This window comes from Galbibacter pacificus (assembly GCF_029603165.1).
Classification (GTDB): Bacteria; Bacteroidota; Bacteroidia; order Flavobacteriales; family Flavobacteriaceae; genus Galbibacter; species Galbibacter pacificus.
Genome location: NZ_JAQSVC010000002.1, coordinates 402,361 through 424,274, shown reverse-complemented (window position 1 = coordinate 424,274; position 21,914 = coordinate 402,361). Strand labels below are relative to the sequence as shown.

At 38.9% G+C, this 21,914-nt stretch carries 17 protein-coding genes; 5 read left to right on the top strand and 12 right to left on the bottom strand.

What is annotated here, in order from left to right:
- Nucleotides 1–169: 169 nt before the first annotated feature.
- A complete protein-coding gene (locus tag PSF86_RS06300; protein ID WP_277899208.1) occupies nucleotides 170–760 on the top strand; it encodes a pseudouridine synthase in 591 nt (196 codons plus the stop codon).
- Here the strand turns inward: PSF86_RS06300 and PSF86_RS06295 are convergent.
- The 3 genes from PSF86_RS06295 to PSF86_RS06285 form a co-directional block, all read right to left on the bottom strand.
- Nucleotides 732–2,672 (bottom strand): heavy metal translocating P-type ATPase, encoded by a 1,941-nt coding sequence (locus PSF86_RS06295; RefSeq protein ID WP_277899207.1) that lies wholly within the window; start codon nucleotides 2,670–2,672, stop codon nucleotides 732–734. The genes PSF86_RS06300 and PSF86_RS06295 overlap by 29 nt on opposite strands.
- Before the next feature lie 178 nt (nucleotides 2,673–2,850).
- Nucleotides 2,851–4,122: an MFS transporter gene (locus tag PSF86_RS06290; protein WP_277899206.1), complete on the bottom strand. Its 1,272-nt coding sequence runs from the start codon at nucleotides 4,120–4,122 to the stop codon at nucleotides 2,851–2,853.
- A gap of 91 nt (nucleotides 4,123–4,213) precedes the next feature.
- Nucleotides 4,214–4,936, bottom strand: coding sequence for a DUF6090 family protein (locus PSF86_RS06285; protein WP_277899205.1), 723 nt, complete (start codon nucleotides 4,934–4,936; stop codon nucleotides 4,214–4,216).
- Nucleotides 4,937–5,195: 259 nt separating this feature from the next.
- On the opposite strand from PSF86_RS06285, the gene PSF86_RS06280 reads away from it, so the two are divergent.
- Nucleotides 5,196–6,029 carry an OmpA/MotB family protein gene (locus PSF86_RS06280; protein ID WP_277899204.1) on the top strand — a complete coding sequence of 278 codons (834 nt, stop codon included), beginning with the start codon at nucleotides 5,196–5,198 and terminating at the stop codon, nucleotides 6,027–6,029.
- A gap of 75 nt (nucleotides 6,030–6,104) precedes the next feature.
- Here PSF86_RS06280 and PSF86_RS06275 read toward each other — a convergent pair whose 3' ends face one another.
- From PSF86_RS06275 to PSF86_RS06245, 7 genes are all read right to left on the bottom strand, one after another.
- Nucleotides 6,105–7,109 carry a hypothetical protein gene (locus PSF86_RS06275; RefSeq protein ID WP_277899203.1) on the bottom strand — a complete coding sequence of 335 codons (1,005 nt, stop codon included), beginning with the start codon at nucleotides 7,107–7,109 and terminating at the stop codon, nucleotides 6,105–6,107.
- Nucleotides 7,110–7,193: 84 nt separating this feature from the next.
- Complete coding sequence (locus PSF86_RS06270) at nucleotides 7,194–8,474, bottom strand: PQQ-dependent sugar dehydrogenase (RefSeq protein ID WP_277899202.1); 1,281 nt, start codon at nucleotides 8,472–8,474, stop codon at nucleotides 7,194–7,196.
- Between the two features lie 76 nt (nucleotides 8,475–8,550).
- Nucleotides 8,551–9,600, bottom strand: coding sequence for an ACR3 family arsenite efflux transporter (gene arsB, locus PSF86_RS06265; protein WP_277899201.1), 1,050 nt, complete (start codon nucleotides 9,598–9,600; stop codon nucleotides 8,551–8,553).
- Nucleotides 9,600–10,211, bottom strand: a complete 612-nt coding sequence (locus PSF86_RS06260) for an arsenate-mycothiol transferase ArsC (RefSeq protein WP_277899200.1) — start codon at nucleotides 10,209–10,211, stop codon at nucleotides 9,600–9,602. Before PSF86_RS06260 ends, arsB begins: the two co-directional genes overlap by 1 nt.
- 18 nt (nucleotides 10,212–10,229) lie before the next feature.
- A complete protein-coding gene (locus tag PSF86_RS06255) occupies nucleotides 10,230–10,703 on the bottom strand; it encodes a DUF6428 family protein (RefSeq protein WP_277899199.1) in 474 nt (157 codons plus the stop codon).
- A gap of 53 nt (nucleotides 10,704–10,756) precedes the next feature.
- The gene (locus PSF86_RS06250; protein WP_277899198.1) at nucleotides 10,757–11,092 is read right to left on the bottom strand and encodes an ArsR/SmtB family transcription factor; all 336 of its coding nucleotides are present in this window, start codon (nucleotides 11,090–11,092) and stop codon (nucleotides 10,757–10,759) included.
- A gap of 760 nt (nucleotides 11,093–11,852) precedes the next feature.
- On the bottom strand, nucleotides 11,853–14,183 hold the full coding sequence (locus PSF86_RS06245) for an ATP-dependent helicase (RefSeq protein WP_277899197.1): 2,331 nt from the start codon (nucleotides 14,181–14,183) through the stop codon (nucleotides 11,853–11,855).
- 368 nt (nucleotides 14,184–14,551) lie between these two features.
- Between PSF86_RS06245 and PSF86_RS06240 the strand changes: the two genes are divergently transcribed.
- The 3 genes from PSF86_RS06240 to PSF86_RS06230 are packed head-to-tail and all read left to right on the top strand — an operon-like array spanning nucleotide 14,552 to nucleotide 17,970.
- Nucleotides 14,552–15,835 carry an amidohydrolase gene (locus PSF86_RS06240; protein WP_277899196.1) on the top strand — a complete coding sequence of 428 codons (1,284 nt, stop codon included), beginning with the start codon at nucleotides 14,552–14,554 and terminating at the stop codon, nucleotides 15,833–15,835.
- Nucleotides 15,836–17,440, top strand: a complete 1,605-nt coding sequence (locus PSF86_RS06235) for an FMN-binding glutamate synthase family protein (RefSeq protein WP_277899195.1) — start codon at nucleotides 15,836–15,838, stop codon at nucleotides 17,438–17,440.
- Between the two features lie 11 nt (nucleotides 17,441–17,451).
- On the top strand, nucleotides 17,452–17,970 hold the full coding sequence (locus tag PSF86_RS06230; RefSeq protein ID WP_277899194.1) for a DUF7935 family protein: 519 nt from the start codon (nucleotides 17,452–17,454) through the stop codon (nucleotides 17,968–17,970).
- A 211-nt stretch (nucleotides 17,971–18,181) separates the two neighbouring features.
- On the opposite strand, the gene cmk is transcribed toward PSF86_RS06230, so the two are convergent.
- The gene (cmk, locus tag PSF86_RS06225) at nucleotides 18,182–18,871 is read right to left on the bottom strand and encodes a (d)CMP kinase (RefSeq protein WP_277899193.1); all 690 of its coding nucleotides are present in this window, start codon (nucleotides 18,869–18,871) and stop codon (nucleotides 18,182–18,184) included.
- Nucleotides 18,872–19,031: 160 nt separating this feature from the next.
- The gene (lon, locus tag PSF86_RS06220) at nucleotides 19,032–21,482 is read right to left on the bottom strand and encodes an endopeptidase La (RefSeq protein WP_277899192.1); all 2,451 of its coding nucleotides are present in this window, start codon (nucleotides 21,480–21,482) and stop codon (nucleotides 19,032–19,034) included.
- Nucleotides 21,483–21,914 lie beyond the last annotated feature (432 nt).

Genomic DNA, 21,914 nt, shown 5'->3' with positions numbered 1-21,914 from the left:
AGGCAAACTTTTCTTTTTGAACATTACGAATGTATGCAACTTAAAAAGACTATGTAACAGGGTGTTACCTATTTAAAAAAGGGATTTTTCCTAGGGAAGAACCCCGTACTGGATATTTTTAGTAATTTCGGCGTAAGTTTTTAACATAAAAGCTCAGTTTTTACTTAAAATGGCAAAATCCCACACACATTTTAAACTTTACAAACCATATGGTTACATAAGTCAAATGTACAGTAACGATGAGCGCCAAGCCCGCAAAAAGCGTTTTTTAAAAGACCTGTACAATTTCCCGGATGGAATTATGCCCATTGGAAGGCTCGATGAAAAATCGGAAGGGCTTTTACTGATGACTACAGACGGAAAGCTAAGCAACACCGTTAACCAAAGCGGCATTGAAAAAGAATATTATACCTTGGTTGATGGTGCCATTACCAATGAAGCCATTGAAACCTTGTGCAACGGCGTTAAAATTGGGGTAAAAGGGGAGAAATACTTAACAAAACCTTGTAAGGCAAAGCAAATTGATACTCCTTCCCTACCAACCCGGAAAAAGAAAATACGCGATGAACGCCACGGACCAACCACTTGGATAAGTATTACAATTACCGAAGGAAAATTCCGCCAAGTGCGAAAAATGACTTCTGCGGTGGGGTTCCCTACCCTGCGGCTAGTACGTGTACGCATTGGTGATATTTATTTAGAAAACTTACAGCCCGGCGATGTGGAAACGCTTAGTTCCATTGCATCCGCTGTAATCTAATTGCATTTAAAATTGCCAAAAAGGCAACGCCAACGTCGGCAAAAACGGCTTCCCACATGGTAGCAATGCCGCCAGCTCCCATTATCAAGACAATAAGTTTTATGCCAAATGCCAAAATTATATTTTGCCAAACAATTTTTCGTGTGGATTTACCAATTTTTATGGCCGTTGAAATCTTGGAAGGCTGATCGGTTTGTATAATTACATCGGCGGTTTCTATGGCTACGTCGCTTCCCAGTCCGCCCATGGCTATTCCAACATCGCTGGCCGCTAATACAGGTGCATCGTTAATGCCATCGCCAACAAAGGCAACTTTGGTATTGACTTCTTTTTTAAGGATTTCTACTTCTTGCAATTTATCTTCGGGCAATAACCCGCCTTTGGCCGCATCAATTTTTAACTGCGAAGCTACTTTTTGCGTAATGCTATTTTTGTCTCCGGAGAGCATCATTATTTTTTGAATGCCAACGTTGTGCAATCCGGAAATTGTTTTCGCGGCATCTTCTTTTACCTCGTCTGCAATAACAACCAAGCCCGCATATTGAGCGTCAATAGCAACAAAAACTACGGTCTCCACAATAGTTTCAACATCTTTAGGTAAAGCAATTTTATGGGCTTTCATTAACTCTTTGTTCCCCGCCAATACAACTTTATTGTTTACAGTTCCTTTTAGGCCTTTTCCAGAGATTTCTTCAACTTGGGTGGCCTTGTACAAGTCGGTTTTCAGATTGTAACTACTAATTGCTTTTGCTATTGGGTGCGTAGATTGTTTTTCCAGTGCAATTAAATAATTCATAAACTCATCTTCAGGCAGTTCTTCTGGTTTTATCTGCTGAATATTAAAAACACCATGCGTAACGGTGCCCGTTTTGTCCATTACCACCGTATTGATTGTTGTAATGGCATCTAAATAGGAAGCACCTTTGAATAAAATTCCGTTTTTGGAAGCCGCTCCCAATCCGCCAAAATAACCAAGCGGAATGGAAATTACCAGGGCACACGGGCAAGAAATTACCAAAAAAATAAGTGCCCGGTACAACCAGTCTTCAAAAACATAAGAAGAAACAAAAAAGTACGGAATAAAAGTGAGTCCAATCGCCGCAAACACTACAATGGGCGTATAAATACGTGCAAATTTTCTGATGAACAATTCGGTTTTGGACTTTCTGGCCGTTGCGTTTTCTACCATTTCCAGAATGCGTGCCACAGAACTGTCTTTAAATGCTTTTGTAGCTTCAATTTCTATAACATTTTCCAAATTGATACTTCCAGCAAAAACCTTCTCCCCCTTTTTTAGGGCATCAGGCTTACTTTCACCAGTAATTGCAGCAGTGTTTACAGAAGCTTTATCGGTTGACAAAACCCCGTCCAACGGAATTTTCTCACCTACTTTTACTTGAATTTTCTCGCCAACTTCAACCTTCTCCGGATTAACGGTGCTGTAATTGCCGTTCCTAAATACAGTGGCCGCTTGAGGGCGCACGTCCAGCAACGCCTTTATGTTTCCGCGGGCACGGTTTACGGCAGCACTCTGGAACAGTTCGCCAACCGTATAAAAAAGCATGACCGCGACGCCTTCGGGATATTCGCCTATGGCAAAAGCTCCCAAAGTTGCAATGGTCATTAAAAAAAACTCGGTAAATACATCGCCTTTTTTAATACTGTTTATGCTTTCCTTAATTACAGGAAGTCCCACGGGAAAATATGCAAGAACGTACCAGGCAATACGTATCCATCCTTTAAAAAAAGAAATATTGAAATAATCCAACAATATTCCCGCAATTAGCATAACAAAACTAACAATACCAGGAAGATACGTTTTCAATGCATTTGGGTCGCCGCCATGTTCATGTTCGTGAGAATCATGATTATGGTCGCCGTTTCCACAGCAATCCTTTTGCAAGTCTTTCATTTGAATTTTTTCTTTTGAAGCCAATTCCACACTATTTTATCAATTGAACAACAAATATATACAAGCATGTAGTGCAATGGAATTGCAAAAGAAGCTGCTTTTTCTGAAGCCTTTAAACTAAAAACCTGAAACCAGAAACTTGAAACCCTTAAACTATTTTAAGTGAAGGCACTTACTTTTATCCTTCCTCGTTTTCACTTTCAGCAATGTCTTTACGCAAGTCCAATTTTCTAAATGCAGGAGAAACAATTCCCGTTGTCAATACCGTAACAAGTGTCATTGTACCCCCAAAAACCACGGCTGTTACCGTACCCATTAACCGGGCGGTTAAACCACTTTCAAAGGCACCCAATTCGTTTGAAGAACCTACAAACATAGAATTTACCGAAGCCACACGGCCCCGCATGTGGTCTGGAGTACGGAGCTGAAGGATTGTCTGGCGGATAATCATTGAAATACCATCGAAAACCCCGCTAAAGAACAGCGCCAGTACAGAAACCCAGAACCATGCTGAAAGTCCGAACACAATAATACAAATCCCAAACCCGAATATGGCGCCCAAAAGCTTCATCCCTGCACTTTTGTTCAACGGAAAATATGCCGAAGTAAACATGGTTATCAAGGCACCTACGGCCGGTGCGGCACGAAGAATACCAAACCCTTGAGAGCCCACATGCAAAATATCCTGTGCAAAAACAGGAAGCAGCGCAACTGCCCCGCCAAAAAGAACGGCAATCATATCCAAGGTAATTGCACCAAGGATTATTTTGGTAGTAAACACAAATTTTACGCCTTCGCGTAAGCTTTTAAATACGTTCTCACCAATTTTAGGGTTTAATATTGGTTTTATGGGAATTTGCAACAGATTGACAAAAGCAATGAGCGAGAAGCCAAAGATAAGGCACATAGACCAATGCACGCCAATCCAATTAATACTAAAACCTGCCAAAGCAGGTCCCAAAACCGCACCCATTTGCCATACCGAACTGCTCCATGTGGCCGCGTTTGGATATACTTTTTTAGGCACGATCAATGAAAATAATGAAAAAATAGTGGGACCTAAAAAGGCACGTACAATACCGCCAAGAAACACTAAAAAATAAATGGCATACAACACCAATTTAGTAGACCATCCGCCCACGACGGTAGGCCAAGTAAGCAAAAACAGGCCTAAACTAATTACAGAAAAGCCCAAAATACATTTTATCAACAGGTTCCGCTTTTCCTTTTGGTCAACAATATGGCCGGCAAACAATGCCAGCAAAACCGCCGGGATTACTTCCATGAGCCCAATAATACCCAGTGAAAGCGGGTCTTTGGTAATGCTGTACACTTCCCATTCTATGACCACAAACTGCATGGACCAGGCAAATACCATGGCAAACCTAACAATAAGAAATATATTAAACTCTTTGTAACGTAATGCTGCGTAGGGATCGTTCTTTTTCACAAGTAAAATTGTTAAAGAATATTATAAACATTTTAAAAAATAGCAAAGGTACATATATGAAAAACAATTGAGGATGATCTTTACCCTTAATTTATTTTAAACGGCCGTCTATTTTTTCCAGCAATACTTTACTTTTCTCATTAAACCCTTCCAAAACCGGAATAAAACTTCTATAAATAAGCGCATAATGATACACTACTTTATTTTTATAAATTGGGTCTGCATAAAAGTAATCGTAACTGTTTTTGTCTATTTCCCCATTGAATAATTTTAAAAACCATGGGTATTTGTCGCTCCATTCCTTCATATTGCTCCGTATATCATCATCTATAAAGTTGTGTATCCTGTTTACGTTTTGAATGGATGTAGTATAGAAGTTATTAATTTGGAATACCAAACTGTCTTGATTGGCTTCAGAATAATCGGCATACTCATTTAGGAGGTCGTAGCCCCTCTTATTTATGGTAAACGGATACGAGTTGGTAATTAAATACGGACACGATTTACAATCCATAAATTCTTCTTTTGTATACCCATCGTTCATAATCTTCAAAAAATAAGCCTTTTTATCATTATAAGATTTAAGGATTTTATTTGCTTCAATGGTATCGTTTTTAATATCTTCTGCCACGATGGCCAATATATTGTTTATATTCTTTTTTTGTTTCCGGTCTTCGTTCCAGTTATTAATGGAGACAGCAATTAATATCCCTACCACCACTAAAATTATTTCCCCAAAGGCATATTTAAGGTAATTGACAAGCTTGTCCTTTTTAAGGAATTCTTTCCGTTTGTTTTTGAAGAATTTTATCATTTAAGCGGATTTGTATTTAAAAAAGTCTAAAAAATTACGATAAAAACGAATTGGCAAGTTAAGATATTTCTTATAACCTTAATGCGGGAAAACCAAAAATTAATTACTTGAAAAACATATTCTTATACAAGGTCCAGCGTTGGTTTTACATCGATAAAAAGCAGGATACTTCAGTTGAATTGTATCATTTTAACTTTTTTTTAATAATCTATTTTATGCATACAACCGTAGATATATCAGAATCACTTAAAATAACATTATGAAAAAAACAGCAATAACTTTAATAACGATAGCATTATTGACGTCGTGCGTATCGAAAAAGAAATATGTTGAACTACAGGACCAAAATAGCGAACTTCAAAGTCAGCTACAAAAAAGCCAGGTTGAAAACGAAGAGCTCGAAGGCAAATTTGCCGAAATTCAACAAAGGGTCGATGAGTACAACAATAAAATAAGCAGCCTGACAGAGGAAAACAACAGTCAATTTGTTACTGTTGGCGATGCTGCGGTTATTTCTGAAAACACCAAAAAGGAAATGCGCAAAACTTTGCAAAACGTAGACCCTTCTTTGCTTAGCGGTGCCGAGACCTTAAAAGATTCCATGAATTTGGCCATTTCATACAACCTTCAAAAATCAATGAGCAACAGTAGCCTTAACGAAGATGAAGATATTGCTATCGACATTGATGAAACCGTTGTAATGATTTCCATTTCAGATAAATTACTATTCAATACGGCAAGCTACCGCGTAAGCAACAAGGCCGACGATATCCTTCAAAAATTGGCCGATGTGATTAATTCGGAGCCAAGCATCGAAGTAATGGTAGAAGGACATACCGATGCCAGAAGCATACACAACGCAAAAGTTGAGGACAACTGGGACTTAAGTGTTTTAAGGGCTACTTCGGTTGTTAGAAAATTACAGGACCAGTTTAACGTATCTCCAGAAAAAATGATTGCTTCCGGGAGAGGGGAATTTCAACCGCTTGTAAGCAACGATACCAAAGAAGACAGGGCCAAAAATAGAAGAACACGCATTGTATTGTTACCAAATATAAACAAGTTCTTTGCCCTAATGGCTTCTAATGATTAAGCAATGATGAATTAGAATGAATTAGCACACACTTTAAATTCAAGCGCCTTATTTTTTGATAAATAAGGCGTTTTTTTATTTGGAGCCTTTTGGCTTGGAAGGCTTTATAATAAAAGGAGTAAACCAATCCCAGGTAATTCCAACCGAGAACCGGGCGTAACTATCTACAAAACGATAGTTATAATCATCAAACCCGGCCGAAAATTGAGCTATAAACCCTAAATCGGTATCCCATGGAAATAAAATCGCCCTTGATTGCACCCTGTACGGTTCGGTAGATGGATGTGCCCCAAAATGAACAAAAACATCCTGCCCCACAACATACCTCATTTTGTTCCAATAAGCAGAATATTCATACTTAAATTCCAATTGGTGCCTTCCATAGATATCTACATCTTCTGGATTGTACCCACCAAAATTAAATATGCCCAAAAACCTGTCATGATATAATTGATAAGCCAATGTAAAAGAGTGGATGCGATTAGGCCTGTTATTTTTATCAAAATGATTGATACGGTAGTTTATGGACAATCGTGTAAGGTTGGTTGAAAAATTACCACTTTGCCTGTTTAACATTTCAGACAAATCCGTGTTATCCGTAATTGTTTTATAAATTTCCTTGCTTTCCTCAGATTCGTCATCATACGCTTCACTAAAAGCGCTTTTAGACTGCCCATTGGAATAATGACCGCTCTCGATAGCTAAAGTTAAAAAGTTGTTTTCTTGGGTTTTAATAATGGGCTGCCATCCAAATAATATTTTATATGAAGGCGTTTTGATAGGCTTGGAGGTCTCGTTGTACATCCTAAGCTGTGGCTGAAAACTTGCATATACAGCATATCCCGGCGTAATGGTATCACTGCTGAGCGCTTTTCTGATATCGTTATAAAAACTGTAATAAACCACTGGTTTGGCATCAAAAAGCATCGTTTCGTATGGGTTATTGCCTACGCCGCCCATAATATAAGGCCGCTCGGCAATTGGATAATATTCCTTAAAATCGGACGCTCTAGTATAATCTTGAGCCCTTATATAAAAACTTCCGCTAAATAAAAGAAAAACTATAAAATAAATGCGCATTAGGGTATATGGTATATTATAACAAAACTGCTTCTTAAACGTTTTGAAAAGTTATTTAAGAAGCAGTCTTAAAATTAATTTTTGTTATTTATTGGCCGTTACTTTCCAGATAATTCCAGAATCATCATCATTTACCAAGAGTGCACCGTTTGGCGTAACGCTAACATCTACCGGGCGGCCGTATACTTCGGCATCTTCATCACTTTTAATAAAGCCCGTTAAAAAATCTTTTGGTTGTTGCGGTTTACCGTCTTTAAAAGGAACGAACAAAACCTTGTACCCCGCAAAATTGGCACGGTTCCATGAACCATGTTGCCCAACAAAAGCGCCGTTTTTATATTCCCCCGGAAATTGATCGGCGGTATAAAAAACAAGCCCCAATGAAGCGGTATGGCTTCCCACGGGCACATCGGGAACAATAGCCTTGTTTACCATATCTTGATGTGGGTCTTCTTCCCAACGCGGATCGTTTACAGCCCCATAATAACTAAACGGCCAGCCATACCATCCACCTTTTTTTACACTGGTAATATAATCGGGCACTAAATTATCGCCCAGTCCATCGCGTTCGTTTACGGCGGTCCAAAGTTCTCCTGTTACGGGGTTCCAGTCCATCCCAACCGGGTTCCTGATACCGCTGGCAAAAACAGCTTTATTGCTTCCATCGGGGTTTACCGTTAAAATAGCTGCCCGGTTTTCTTCATATTCCATACCATTTTCACCGGCATTGCTGCCAGAACCTACCGAAACAAAAATTTTATCTTTTGCATCATTTGTAATAATGTTCCTGGTCCAATGGTTGTTATAGCCACCAGCTGGTAAATCGGTTATTTTTTCTCCTTCGGAAGTAATTTTATTATCTCCTTCCTTGTATGGAAACCTCATTAAGCCATCGGTGTTGGCTACATAAAAATAACCGTCCAAAACCAGCATTCCAAAATTTTGATGAAGGCCTTCCAGGAAAACATGCCGTTCGTCCACAACATCATCGTTGTTGGTATCCCTTAAAAGTGTAATTTGGTTGGCACTGTCCTTGCCTGTATTTGCTTCTGCAACAAAAATATCTCCGTTGGGGGCTATGTATGTCCATCGCGGGTGTTTTAAACCGTCGGCAAACCTGGTTACGGTAAAGCCTTCGGGTGCCTGTGGCGTTTTGTTTTCGGGCCAGGCTACCACTTTACTGTTTTTAGAAATAGACCGCGTAGCATATGGGGCGGGTAATTCCATACTTCCTATGGCTGTTTTCACGGTTGGGGTACTGTCTTTTACGGCTTCAGTTGTTGCTTCAGAAGCCTCTTTTTTCGGGTTTTGCTTACATGCAAACACCAAGAAGGATAAGCATAAAACACTTATTGTTCTTTTCATAATAAAAAATTTAAGCTTTTACAAATAGTTATACAACCACTAAAGTACAGCTAAAAAGAATAGTTTGAAAATAGGTTCACGAATAATATTTCTTACGGAGCCAAAAGGCAATTCTTACCAATATAATGAGTGCAGGCACTTCTACCAAAGGACCAATTACACCTACAAACGCTTGCCCGGAGTTTAAGCCAAAAATTGCTATTGCAACCGCAATGGCAAGCTCAAAGTTATTGCCGGCGGCAGTAAAGGAAATAGCCGCATTTTTATCATATTCAATCCCCCTAACCTTGCATATAAAAAAGCCTATAAAAAACATGATGATAAAATAACAAATAAGTGGTATTGCTATTAGCATTACATCTCTAGGGATTTTAACTATAAGTGCTCCCTTTAGGGAAAACATAACAACAATAGTAAACAGCAAGGCAATGAGCGTTAGCGGACTTATAAAAGGAATAAATTTTTGTGTGTACCATACTTCTCCTTTAATTTTAGTAAAGATGCTTCTGCTTATTATCCCTGCCAGAAACGGAATGCCCAAATAAATAGCGACACTTTTTGCTATGGTTGCAATAGAAATATTTATAATAGCACCATGCAAACCAAAAAGCGGAGGCAACTTGGTAATAAACAGCCAAGCATAAAAACTATATCCAAATATTTGAAAAATACTGTTAAGTGCTACCAAACCAGCACCATATTCGCTACTCCCCTCTGCCAAATTATTCCATACCAGTACCATTGCTATGCATCTTGCAAGTCCTATAAGAATTAAGCCTACCATATATTCTGGATAGTCTTGCAAAAATAGTATGGCCAAAAAAAACATTAAAAAAGGACCTATTAACCAATTTAATGCCAAAGAAACGGACAATACTTTTACATCCTTAAAAACTTTGGGCAAAAGTTTATAATTCACCTTTGCCAATGGTGGGTACATCATTAAAATTAAGCCTATTGCAATAGGAATGTTTGTGGTACCGCGATTAAAAGAATTAATATAATTAGGCAACATAGGAAAAAAATACCCTAAAGAAACTCCTAAAATCATGGCGCCAAATATCCAAAAAGTCAGATTTTTATCTAGAAAGCTTAAGGTGCGCTTTTGTATACCGTCTTGAGTCATTACTTGTTAATTTGTGAAAAAACATACCACATTTCCACAGCTATTTGGTTGCTACGTTCCATGTATTTTTTGGCTTGTTCGAGCGAATCATCAAATTCTTTGGGGTCGTTGTACGTAATGGGAATCCTCTTTTCCGCACCAGCAATAAAAGGACACCCGGTATCGGCTTGAGAACATGTCATGATGGCCGCAAAACCATTTTCGGGGTTAAAAACATCGTCGTAACGCTTAGAAAAGCCAATTATAGGATGTTCATTTTCTGCATATTTAATAGCATATACCGGATTTTTACCTTCTGAAAGGGTCTGTATTCGAAACCCTTGCTCTTTTAAAGTTCTTGTCACCATTGGAAACACAGCGGTTGCTTCGGTCCCTCCCGAATAGCAGGCTACTTTTTTAATACCAAAATGATATGCCATGGTTTGTGCCCAAACTTGTGCCAAATGACTTCTGCGTGAATTATGTGTACAAATAAAATTAATTGTAACTCTCTTGTTTTTAGAATAATTAACATTTACATACTCAATTAAAGGTTTAAATATTTCTTTGCGTTCTTTGGTAACCTCAAGCAGAGTAATTTCAGCAATTTTTTCTTGTAAATTCAAATACATTTGTTAGCTTTTTATTGATTAACAGCAACCTGATTCTGGCGTACAACATGTACTTTTTTCATTTTGAAGGTCGGACAAGGAAACTTTCTTTTTTTGTTGCGGTATGCCACATGCGGCCTTTGCCAAACAATCTGTTTCAGTTCCGGTAAGGACAAAAACATCACCCTCAATATCCAGCCCAAATTTATTGATGGTTTCTCCCTGGTATTCTACTTCAATTTCATGATCCTCCAGTTTTAATACCTTTTCAGATAGTTCAAGAATGTGTATCAATTTTTCTGGGTGCAATCTATGGTTGTAATCATTAGCGCTCCATAATTGAAGTCCAATTCGGCTTTCTTCACGAACGGTTCCTCCACAATCGATAAACTTTTTGTGTATATGCCCTACTTCAGTTACGTGGAAATGTGCGGGTACCAATGTCCCGTTTGGTAGTTTAAAAGCAATTTGTTCCCTGCTTTGCAATGCTAATTTTAATGCTGATAGTTTCATGGTAATTTTATTATTTATTTATTGCTATATTACGATTAATAGAATCAAATTTTTTAACAACAATTTTTATTTTTTGAAGAAGGATTCTGGGTGATAAACGAAGTAAGTACCTGCTGCATGGATTCCCAATTGGTCTCATCTATGCAATAACAAACACTCGTGCCTTCAATAGTACCTTTAATGAACCCCATGTTTTTAAGTTCTTTTAAATGTTGCGAAATAGTTGGCTGCGCCAAACCTATTTCTTCCACCAAATCTCCACAAATACAGGACTGGGCCTTAAAAAGATGCTCAAGAATGGCCACACGAGCAGGATGCCCTATTACCTTGGCTATTTGTGCAATTTCGTTTTGCTGTTTGGTATATATTTCTGATTTGGTAATTCCCATAACATATAATTTGTTTATTGCAATATTACAATTAATATGATTATCAAGCAAGGAAGTTATCATAAAAAATTTAATCGACACGCAAGGCTAAATAATTTTTGATGTTGCTTGATACAATTAGAAGCGGCCCAACTATTTACTATCGGGGCGTTACCCTTCCTAAATGTCGGGTCGGGCTATCCGTTACAAGTCCTCAACCCCAATGCTCACGCTGGGATTTGCGGGCTTTACACTTCTATCCCTAACGCAAAAAAATCAACAATAGAAACTTAGCTGCTCATAATTATAAAATAAATCACTAGGTACTGGCTATAACGAGTCAATAAGTTAATGAGGAAGGATTTTTTTAGTTCAGAGTTTGGGTGTCTGTTTTAGGTTTCAGGTTTTTGATTCATTGTCATGCTGTTATGTTGTTGAGAGTTGAGTGTCCAGAGTTGAGAGGTTCAAAGTTCACCTAACAAAGATCAACGAGCAAGGTTTCAGTCACGTTTAGGGCTCCAACTAATCCCTAACAACAATGGTAAAGGCATAGCTACATAATAACATAACAGCATGACTACGTAGCATCAAAGTATGCGACTTCCCCTTGCGTCGAAGTGACTGTGATTTTGAATAGCTAATGGATAATTGTCAACTGTAAATAGTCAACAACAATTAACTGTTAACAATTAACAATATAACTAATCCCCTATCGCTAACAACACTGAAGGCATAGCTGCATAACAACGTAGCATCTTCACTATTAATATATCTTCTTCAATTACCCAATAACATCAAGTTTTGCAAAACGGAGAAGCAATTTTTTTATGCCGCCGTTGTCAAATCTTATCTCTGCTTTTTTATCGTTGCCAACACCTTCGATCTTAACGATTTCCCCTTTTCCAAAACGCGAGTGCTCAACTTTGTTGCCCACAACAAGGTCGTCGTCAAATAGGTTGTTGTTGGCCACGGGCTCGCCAATATCGGGTTTAATCTTCCTTAATTTCCTTAGTTTTTCCTCCGATGGCTTATGATGAGAAGGCGGCGTGCCCGCCGAAGGTTTGCGCAAACGGAGTTTGCTTTTATCAACATCGCCAAAAATATCCGAATCTATTAATGGTTTATAACGGTAACCGCTATCCATAGGTGGTGTAAGATGTTCCAAATATGTATCGTCTATCTCTTCGATAAACCTACTGGGCTCTGCATCGATTAATTTCCCCCAACGGTATCGGCTTTGTGCATGGGTAAGGTAAGCCTGCTTTTCGGCCCTTGTTAATGCAACGTAAAACAAACGGCGCTCTTCTTCTAGTTCGCTCCTGGTGTTCATGCTCATGGCCGACGGAAAAAGGTCTTCTTCCATCCCCACTATAAAAACATAGGGAAACTCAAGTCCTTTTGCCAGGTGAATTGTCATCAAGGCAACCCGGTCGTCGTCCCCGGCGTCTTTGTCCATATCTGTTGCCAAGGCTATATCTTCCATAAACTCGGATAAATCGCCACTGGCATCGGCCAGTTCTTTTTGGCCTTCAACAAAATCCTGGATACCGTTTAGCAGTTCTTCTATGTTTTCCATACGGGCAATCCCCTCTGGAGTTCCATCTTTTTTAAATTCCTGTAACAATCCGGTTTTTTTGGTTACATGCTCTGCCAACACAAAGGCATCGGCAGATTGATTGGTTACCTGAAAACTTTTTATCATGGTTACAAAATCCTCCAGTTTTCGTTTGGTCCCCGAATTAATCTTTAAGTCTATTCTGTTCAGGTTTTCCATTACCTCAAAAATGGACCGCTTGTAATGGTTTGCAGCGATGGTCAGTTTTTGTATGGTTGTTTGTCCTATTCCCCTGGCAGGATAATTAATAACGCGCACCAAGGCTTCTTCGTCTTTCGGGTTTAATATCAACCTTAAATAAGCCAATACATCTTTTATTTCCTTGCGCTGATAAAACGAGAGCCCGCCATAAATTCGGTATGGAATATCTTTTCTGCGCAAGGCATCTTCAATGGACCGTGATTGCGAGTTGGTACGGTACAATACGGCAAAATCACCATCTTTAAGTTGTTCCTGCATTTTGGTCTCAAAAATGGTAGAAGCTACAAAACGGCCTTCTTCGGCATCGGTTACCGAACGATGTACTTTTATGCTGTTTCCATCGTCGTTGGCAGTCCATACGACCTTCTCCAACCGACTTTTATTTTTTTCAATAACCGAATTGGCCGCATTTACAATATTTCTTGTAGACCGGTAATTTTGTTCCAGACGGTACATGGTAACATCGTCATAATCTTTTTGGAAATTAAGAATGTTGTTGATATTTGCCCCGCGGAATGCATAAATACTCTGGGCATCGTCTCCAACTACACAAATGTTTTGGTAACGGTCCGACAATGCTTTTACAATAAGATATTGCGAATGATTGGTATCTTGGTACTCGTCTACCAGAATATACCTGAAACGCTCTTGATATTTCATCAACACTTCCGGGAAACGGTTTAGCAGTTCGTTGGTTTTAAGCAAAAGGTCGTCAAAATCCATTGCCCCGGCCTTAAAACACCGCTCGCAATATTCATTATATATTTCCCCCAGACGTGGTTTTTTTGCCATGGCATCGGCTTCCATAAGCTCGGGGTTGTTAAAATAAGCTTTTACGGTAATCAAGCTATTTTTATAAGAAGAAATCCTGCTCTGTACCTGTTTGTATTTATATACGTCTTTGTCCAGCCCCATTTCCTTGATTATGGAATTAATGAGCCTTTGCGAATCTTGCGTGTCGTAAATGGTAAAATTGCTTGGATATCCCAGCTTATCGGCCTCTATTCGTAATATTTTTGCAAAAACCGAATGAAAAGTCCCCATCCAAAGGTTTTTAGCTTCACTATTCCCAACAATATTGGCAATACGTTTTTTCATCTCACGGGCTGCCTTGTTGGTAAAGGTTAACGACAGTATATTAAAAGCATCTACGCCTTGGTTCATCAAATATGCAATTCTATAGGTAAGTACCCTTGTTTTGCCCGAACCGGCACCTGCAATAACCATTAATGCGCCGTCTTTATGCAACACGGGCGCCCGTTGCGCCTCATTCAACTCTGCTAAATACTTTTCCAATGTAGTTTTCTTTTTTTTGATATTAAAATATCCGGATGCAAGCCCAAAAATACATTTATCTTTTGGATTAGTCAACAATCAGGGACCGCTCCATAAACATGAACCAAATATTACTTGGGATGTCAATTTAATCAATTAAACGGTATTTTAATGATGATGCTTTTATTTTTTATAAACGAACTCAACAACAATCATTACGGGCTATATCAAGATCGTAGTTTTCCCAAAGTAAAACTTATAATAAATCCTTATATTGGGAAAACATCTGGAAATATAAAGCGCCTTATGATGAATGCCATACTAAATGAAAAAATCCAACCCTGAAATCGAAAATATTACTAATTTTAACCGCCAAACGTAAACAAAATATGAGACAAGTGTTTAAAAAATATATAGCGCTATTAATCCTATTTACTTTATCTGCACATGTTTTTTCGCAAACTTCGCTCAATAATGATATCGATAATATAGAAAGTAAAGTAATAGAGTGGCGCAGGTATTTTCATGAGCACCCCGAATTGTCCAACCGTGAGTTTAATACTTCAAAAAAAATAGCCGAACACCTCACAAGTCTTGGCATGGAGGTAACCACGGGAATAGCAAAAACAGGTGTTGTTGGCATTTTAAAAGGAAAAAAACCGGGAAAGGTAATTGCTCTTAGGGCCGATATTGATGCCTTGCCCGTTACCGAACGTAACGATTTACCATTTAAGTCTGTTGTTAAAGATACTTTTCTGGGAAAAGAAACAGGGGTTATGCATGCTTGCGGGCATGATACGCATATTGCCATTATGATGGGCGTAGCAGAAATATTAAGCAAGCACAATGATTTTGCCGGAACGGTTAAGTTTATTTTTCAGCCCGCCGAAGAAGGCCCGCCACCGGGTGAAGAAGGCGGTGCAAAATTAATGATTAAGGAAGGCGTACTAGAAAGTCCAAAAGTAGATGCAATATTCGGGCTCCATATCAACTCTGAAACCCCTGTTGGTACTATTCGTTATAAGCCCGGCGGGATTATGGCGGCAGTAGAACGCTTTGTAATAAACGTAAAAGGCAAACAAACCCACGGTTCGGCACCTTGGAGCGGTGTCGATCCCATATTGATTTCGGCAAAAATAATAGACGGGCTACAAACAATAATAAGCCGCGAAGCCCGATTGGTAGACGAAGCCGCAGTAATTACGGTTGGAAAAATTACCAGCGGTGTACGTTTTAATATCATCCCCGAAACCGCCGAACTTATTGGAACGGTAAGGACTTTGGACCCCGACATGCGCACCCTGATTTTAAAACGGATGAAAGAAATGGTTCCTACAATTGCTAAAGCCTATGGCGGAGAAGCCACCATTGAAATTGAAAATTTTACCGCAGTAACTTATAACGATGAAAAATTGGTCGATAAAATGTTGCCCTCGTTAGAAAAAGTGGCGGGAAAAGAACATGTAGAACTGGTTAAGGCAACTACGGGCGGTGAAGATTTTTCTTTTTTTCAGGAAAAGGTTCCCGGGTTTTATTTCTTTTTGGGCGGAAAGCCGTTAAATGCTACAGAAGCGGCACCACACCATACTCCCGATTTTTATATTGATGAAAGCGGACTCCTGCTTGGGGTCAAGGCTTTTACACAAATAGTAAATGATTATTTAACAGAATAAATGGAAACAATTTTAGATTTTTTGGGAAATATTCCCTGGTGGGGATGGATCCTTATCGTTTTGGTGATTATTGCAATTAGGGATGTTTTTTTTAATAAAAAGCATATTATTACCCATAACTTTCCCGTGGTTGGGCACATTAGGTATATGCTGGAAAGCATAGGTCCGGAATTACGGCAATATATTGTTGCAAATAACCGTGAGGAGCTTCCCTTTAACCGAATTGAAAGAGGTTGGATATACGCTTCTGCAAAAAACGAAAACAATTATGAAGGTTTTGGTACAGACAGGGATATTCATGAATCTCATTATGTCTTTATAAATAATGCCATGATGCCCTTCAAAATAAAAATGGGGCACCCCAATGCCAGTGATCCTTATTTTTTGCCCTGCGCCAAATTAATCGGTGGATACAATAAAAGAAAACGTCCATACAGGCCTGCCTCGGTTATCAATGTATCGGCAATGAGCTTCGGTTCGCTTTCGGCAAGGGCCATAGCTTCTTTAAACAAAGGTTGCTATTTGGCACATGCATACCACAATACCGGCGAGGGCGGCCTTTCTCCCTATCATAAAAAAGGAGCCGATGTTATTTTTCATATCGGTACCGGATATTTTGGCGTTAGGGACGAACAAGGAAATTTTTCATTAGAAAAGCTTAAAGCCTTAGTTAAAGAATATCCACAGGTAAGAGCCATCGAACTAAAACTTTCGCAAGGGGCAAAACCGGGTAAAGGCGGGGTCTTGCCCGCATCTAAAATCACCAAGGAAATAGCCGAGATACGCCATGTTCCAATGGGAAAAGATGTATTGTCGCCACCAAATCATTCGGCTTTTTCCAATGTCGAGGAAATGGTGGAATTTATAGAGCTCCTTGCCCATGAAACCGGCTTGCCCGTTGGAATAAAGGCCGCTGTTGGAAAACTTGACCAATGGAAAGAACTGGCAGAAATCATGAAAAAAACCAATAAAGGCCCCGATTTCATTACCGTAGACGGCGGCGAAGGCGGTACAGGTGCTGCTCCACCGAGTTTTGCCGATCATGTTTCCCTTCCGTGGGTATATTCATTTAGCGATCTGTACAGGGTTTTTAAAGATGCCGAACTAACCGACCGTATCGTATTTATTGGTAGCGGCAAGCTTGGTTTCCCATCAAAAGCGGCAATGGCATTTGCCATGGGTGCCGACCTTATAAATGTTGCCCGGGAAGCCATGTTGAGCATTGGTTGCATACAGGCCAAAGTATGTCATAACAATACATGTCCAAGCGGTGTGGCAACCCAGAACAAGTGGCTGCAATCTGGTATAAACATTGAAGATAAAGCAGAACGCGTGAGTTATTACTTTAAAAATTTTAAAAAAGAACTTATTGAAATAACACATGCTTGCGGTTACGAGCACCCAAGCCAGTTAACCATGGAAGATGTGGACATAAATCTAGGCGACAAAAGTTTAACCCAGCCATTGGCAAATGTATATGGTTATAATAAAGTAAAAGTTCCTTTTGAGGGAACAGAAAGTTTATTACATTGCCCACACTTAGGTGGCCATTATACCACAGAAGGTGCCATGGATAAATTTAAAAACAAACAAATACGCTATTAACAACAATCCCCATGAACGAATACAAAATTATAGAACTCTTATTTTATGTATTGCCGGCAGTGGTAACAGGTGCCATTGCATATTATTTTTTTAGCCTTCATACCAAAAACGAGGAAGGGCGCAGGCGCTATTTATTGCACAGGGAAACCGAAAAAACGGCACTCCCCTTGCGCTTACAGGCATACGAACGCATGGCTCTGTTCCTGGAACGCATCAACCCTTCTAAATTACTGCTAAGGGTAGCCCCCGAAAGTGCAGATAAAAACCAATATGAAGGACTGTTGATTGCTTCAATTGAAAGTGAATTCGACCATAACCTAGCCCAACAAATATACATTACGGACGAGTGCTGGAACGTTATTAAAACCTCCAAAAACGCCACCATTCAGCTTATAAGAAAAGCCGGAATGAATGCCGAAAATGCCAATAAACTTAGGGAAGAAGTACTTAACGAGCTTATGGAAAAGCAAGCCCCATCGTATACGGCCCTTGGATATATTAAAAAGGAAATACGCGAGCTTATTGGTTAATGTAAATAAACATTCAAAATTATATAAACAGTATTGTTACGCCATTATTTTATGGGATAAAAATGTATTTAAAGGGTGTAATGAGTTGGTTACAAGCTAAAAATCAAAAGGAACTTAATTTCGAAGATGAATGAAATAATGAAAAAATTTCATTAGTATTTATTAAATATTTGAGTTAAAACTTAGCCAAACAAGAATTCACCAACCTAACCTACCCCTCAATAGCATGTAATGCCAATTGAAGGCACTTTTTATAAGTTTCTTCCAAGTCTAAATTTGTGCTGTCTATTTTAACGGCGTCATTTGCTTCCCTTAATGGGGAATCTTTACGGGTAGAATCAATATGGTCGCGATTTTGAACGTTTTTTAGCACTTCATCATAAATTACGTTATCGCCCCTGTCAATAAGTTCCTTATAGCGGCGTATGGCTCTTTTTTCTGGAGAAGCCGTCATAAAAATTTTCAGCTCGGCATCTGGGAAAACAACGGTACCAATATCACGCCCGTCCATTACCAAACCTTTATGGGCTCCCATTCTTTGTTGTTGCTGTACCAATTTTTTCCGCACTTCCGAAACGGCCGCCACCATACTAACCACATTAGAAACCCTTAATGTCCTGATATCTTTCTCAACATTTTTTCCGTTAAGGTGAATATCGGCATTCCCGGTTTGTGGCGTTATTTTAAACAAAAGCTCTATCTCGGGCAGTTTTTCGATTAGCTCCTCCTTTAAAACTTCGTTTTCTTTAATGAGATGATTCTCCAGGCAATATAAGGCTACCGCGCGGTACATGGCGCCAGTGTCTACATAAACATAACCAAGTTTTTTTGCCAGTTTTTTTGCAATGGTACTTTTTCCCGTGGAAGAATAGCCATCGATGGCTATGGTTATTTTTTTCATGTATTTGCTTTTGCCCGGTTAGTTATTGTTGATTGTTCTGTAAAAATAAAAAAATTAGCAAAATTGAACGGTTCTCTAAAATGAGTTTGTTAGTTTTCAAACTATACTGAACGTTGAATTTTGCTAATTTTCATTCAATTATTTATTCAAAAAATAATACCTATAATTTTTTGGCATTTTTTACAGAAACATTGGTTACTGCAATATCGATTACTTCGCTCATTTCCTTTACATAGTGAAAGGTAAGGCCTTTTAGGTATTCTTCTTTAATTTCTTCAATGTCTTTTTTATTGTCTTCGCATAAAATAATTTCTTTTATACGGGCTCTTTTTGCTGCCAATATTTTTTCTTTTATGCCACCAACCGGCAATACTTTGCCCCTAAGCGTAATTTCTCCGGTCATGGCCAAGCTTTTCTTTATTTTTTTCTGGGTAAATAAGGAAACCAAAGAGGTGAGCATGGTTATACCGGCACTTGGGCCGTCTTTTGGGGTTGCTCCTTCGGGCACGTGGATATGTACGTTGTGCTTATCGAACACTTCGGGGTCGATGCCCAGACTATCGGCATTGGACTTTATATATTCCATGGCAATGGTAGCCGATTCTTTCATAACTTTCCCCAAATTTCCGGTAATGGATAAATTTCCTTTTCCTTTGGAAAGAATGGATTCAATAAAAAGAATATCACCACCTACGCTCGTCCAGGCCAAGCCTGTAACCACGCCTGCAATGTCGTTGTTTTCGTATTTGTCGCGTTCCAATCTCGGCGGACCTAAAACGTCTTCCACGTCTTTGGCCGTAACCTTTATATTGTATGTTTCTTCCATGGCTATGGACTTGGCTGCATAACGTACCATTTTGGCTATTTGCTTTTCCAGCCCCCTTACCCCAGATTCGCGGGTATAGCCTTCTACTATTTTTTCAAGCTCCTTTTTGCCAATTTTTAAATCCTTACCGGTAAGTCCGTGTTCTTCCAACTGTTTTGGCAATAAGTGCCTTTTACCAATTTCTACTTTTTCTTCAATGGTATAACCGGTAACGTTGATAATTTCCATCCGATCCCGTAATGCAGGTTGAATTGGCGACAAATTGTTGGCTGTTGCAATAAACATTACTTTAGATAGATCGTAACCCATTTCCAAGAAGTTGTCGTAAAACTCTTTGTTCTGTTCGGGGTCCAATACTTCTAGCATGGCCGATGAGGGATCGCCACTATGGCTTACCGACAATTTATCGATCTCGTCCAAAATAAATACAGGATTGGAGGTCCCTGCTTTTTTAAGCGATTGGATAATCCTTCCAGGCATGGCACCAATATATGTTTTTCGGTGGCCGCGTATCTCTGCTTCGTCTCTTAAGCCACCGAGGGAAATCCTAACATATTCCCTGCCCAAAGCTTCAGCTATGGATTTCCCCAAGGAGGTTTTACCAACTCCCGGAGGTCCATAAAGGCATAAAATGGGCGATTTCATATCGTTTCGCAGCTTTAATACCGCCAAATATTCTATAATTCTTTTTTTAACATCTTCCAGTCCATAATGGTCGTTATCCAAAATTTTCTGTGCACGTTTCAGGTCGAATTTATCCTTTGAGAACTTGTTCCAGGGCAAATCCAAAAACAGGTCAAGATAATTGCGTTGTATTGAATATTCTGCAACTTGCGGATTCATGCGTTGTAACTTGGCCAGCTCTTTCTCGAAATGCTTTTTAATCTTGGCATCCCATTTTTTCTTTTTGGCCTTGATTCGCATTTGTTCAATCTCTTCTTCATAAGAGCCACCACCAAGTTCTTCCTGGATGGTTTTCATTTGCTGATGAAGGAAATACTCACGCTGTTGCTGATCGAGGTCCGACCGCACTTTTGATTGGATATCGTTACGAAGGGCCAATTTTTGAAACTCAATGTTCATATATTTCAAAGTGGCCATTGCACGCTCCTTTAAATTATTGTTCTCAAGAAGCTTCTGCTTATCGAGTACTTCCAGATTCATATTGGAAGAAATAAAATTGATAAGGAAGGAATTACTTTCAATATTTTTAATGGCAAAAGAAGCTTCCGAAGGAATATTTGGGCTCTCTTTGATAATTTGAAGCGCCAAATCTTTAATAGAATCGATAATCGTGTTAAACTCTTCCCCGTCTTTCTCCGGCTTCACTTCCGGAAGACCTTTAATTTTTGCGGTAAAATAAGGGTCGGTAGCTGTTATTTCTTCTATTTTAAAACGCTTTTTCCCTTGAATAATCACTGTTGTGTTCCCATCGGGCATTTTTAATACGCGTAAAATCCTTGCAACGGTCCCGGTAGTGTTTAGGTCGGCCACATCTGGGTCTTCAACGGTTTCGTCTTTTTGAGAGACCACACCTATTACCTTGCTCCCGTTTGATGCATCTTTTATTAATTTGATGGATTTGTCCCTTCCTGCGGTTATTGGAATTACCACGCCCGGAAAAAGCACGGTATTTCTCAAGGGCAAAATGGGCAGTGTTTCGGGTAAAACCTCATTATTGATTTCCTCTTCGTCTTCAGGAGTCATTAATGGAATCAACTCGGCATCATCATCAATATTTTGCAATGACAAACTGTCAATGTTTAAAAATTTGTTGTTACTCATAGTTTTTATAAGTCATTCTGTCATTAATAACAGATTCGTTTATCTTTATTTAAATGATCTATAAGAAGCTTATTTAGCGATATTAACCTCGAAAAATTAAATACTTCTGCTTTAAATCAATCAGTATAGGCAATACCCGTGCCAATATTTAGTTTTAGGTTTTTATTGTGCAGGATACTGGACGGCATAAGGAATTGATAATTGTTATTAGGGAGAAGGGACTAGGGATTTGGTATTAGTTAGTTATTTGTTAATGGTTAACTGTTAATTGTTGAGTCTTATTGTTATGCTGTTATGTTGTTGATAATAGTTGATAGTTGATAGTTGATAGTTGATAGGAATTTAAAAAAATAGCTTGAAACCTGAAACTTGGAAAATCAGAAATATTAAAAAGTACCCGATTAAGGATAAAATTTTAGATTAAAAAAGTTC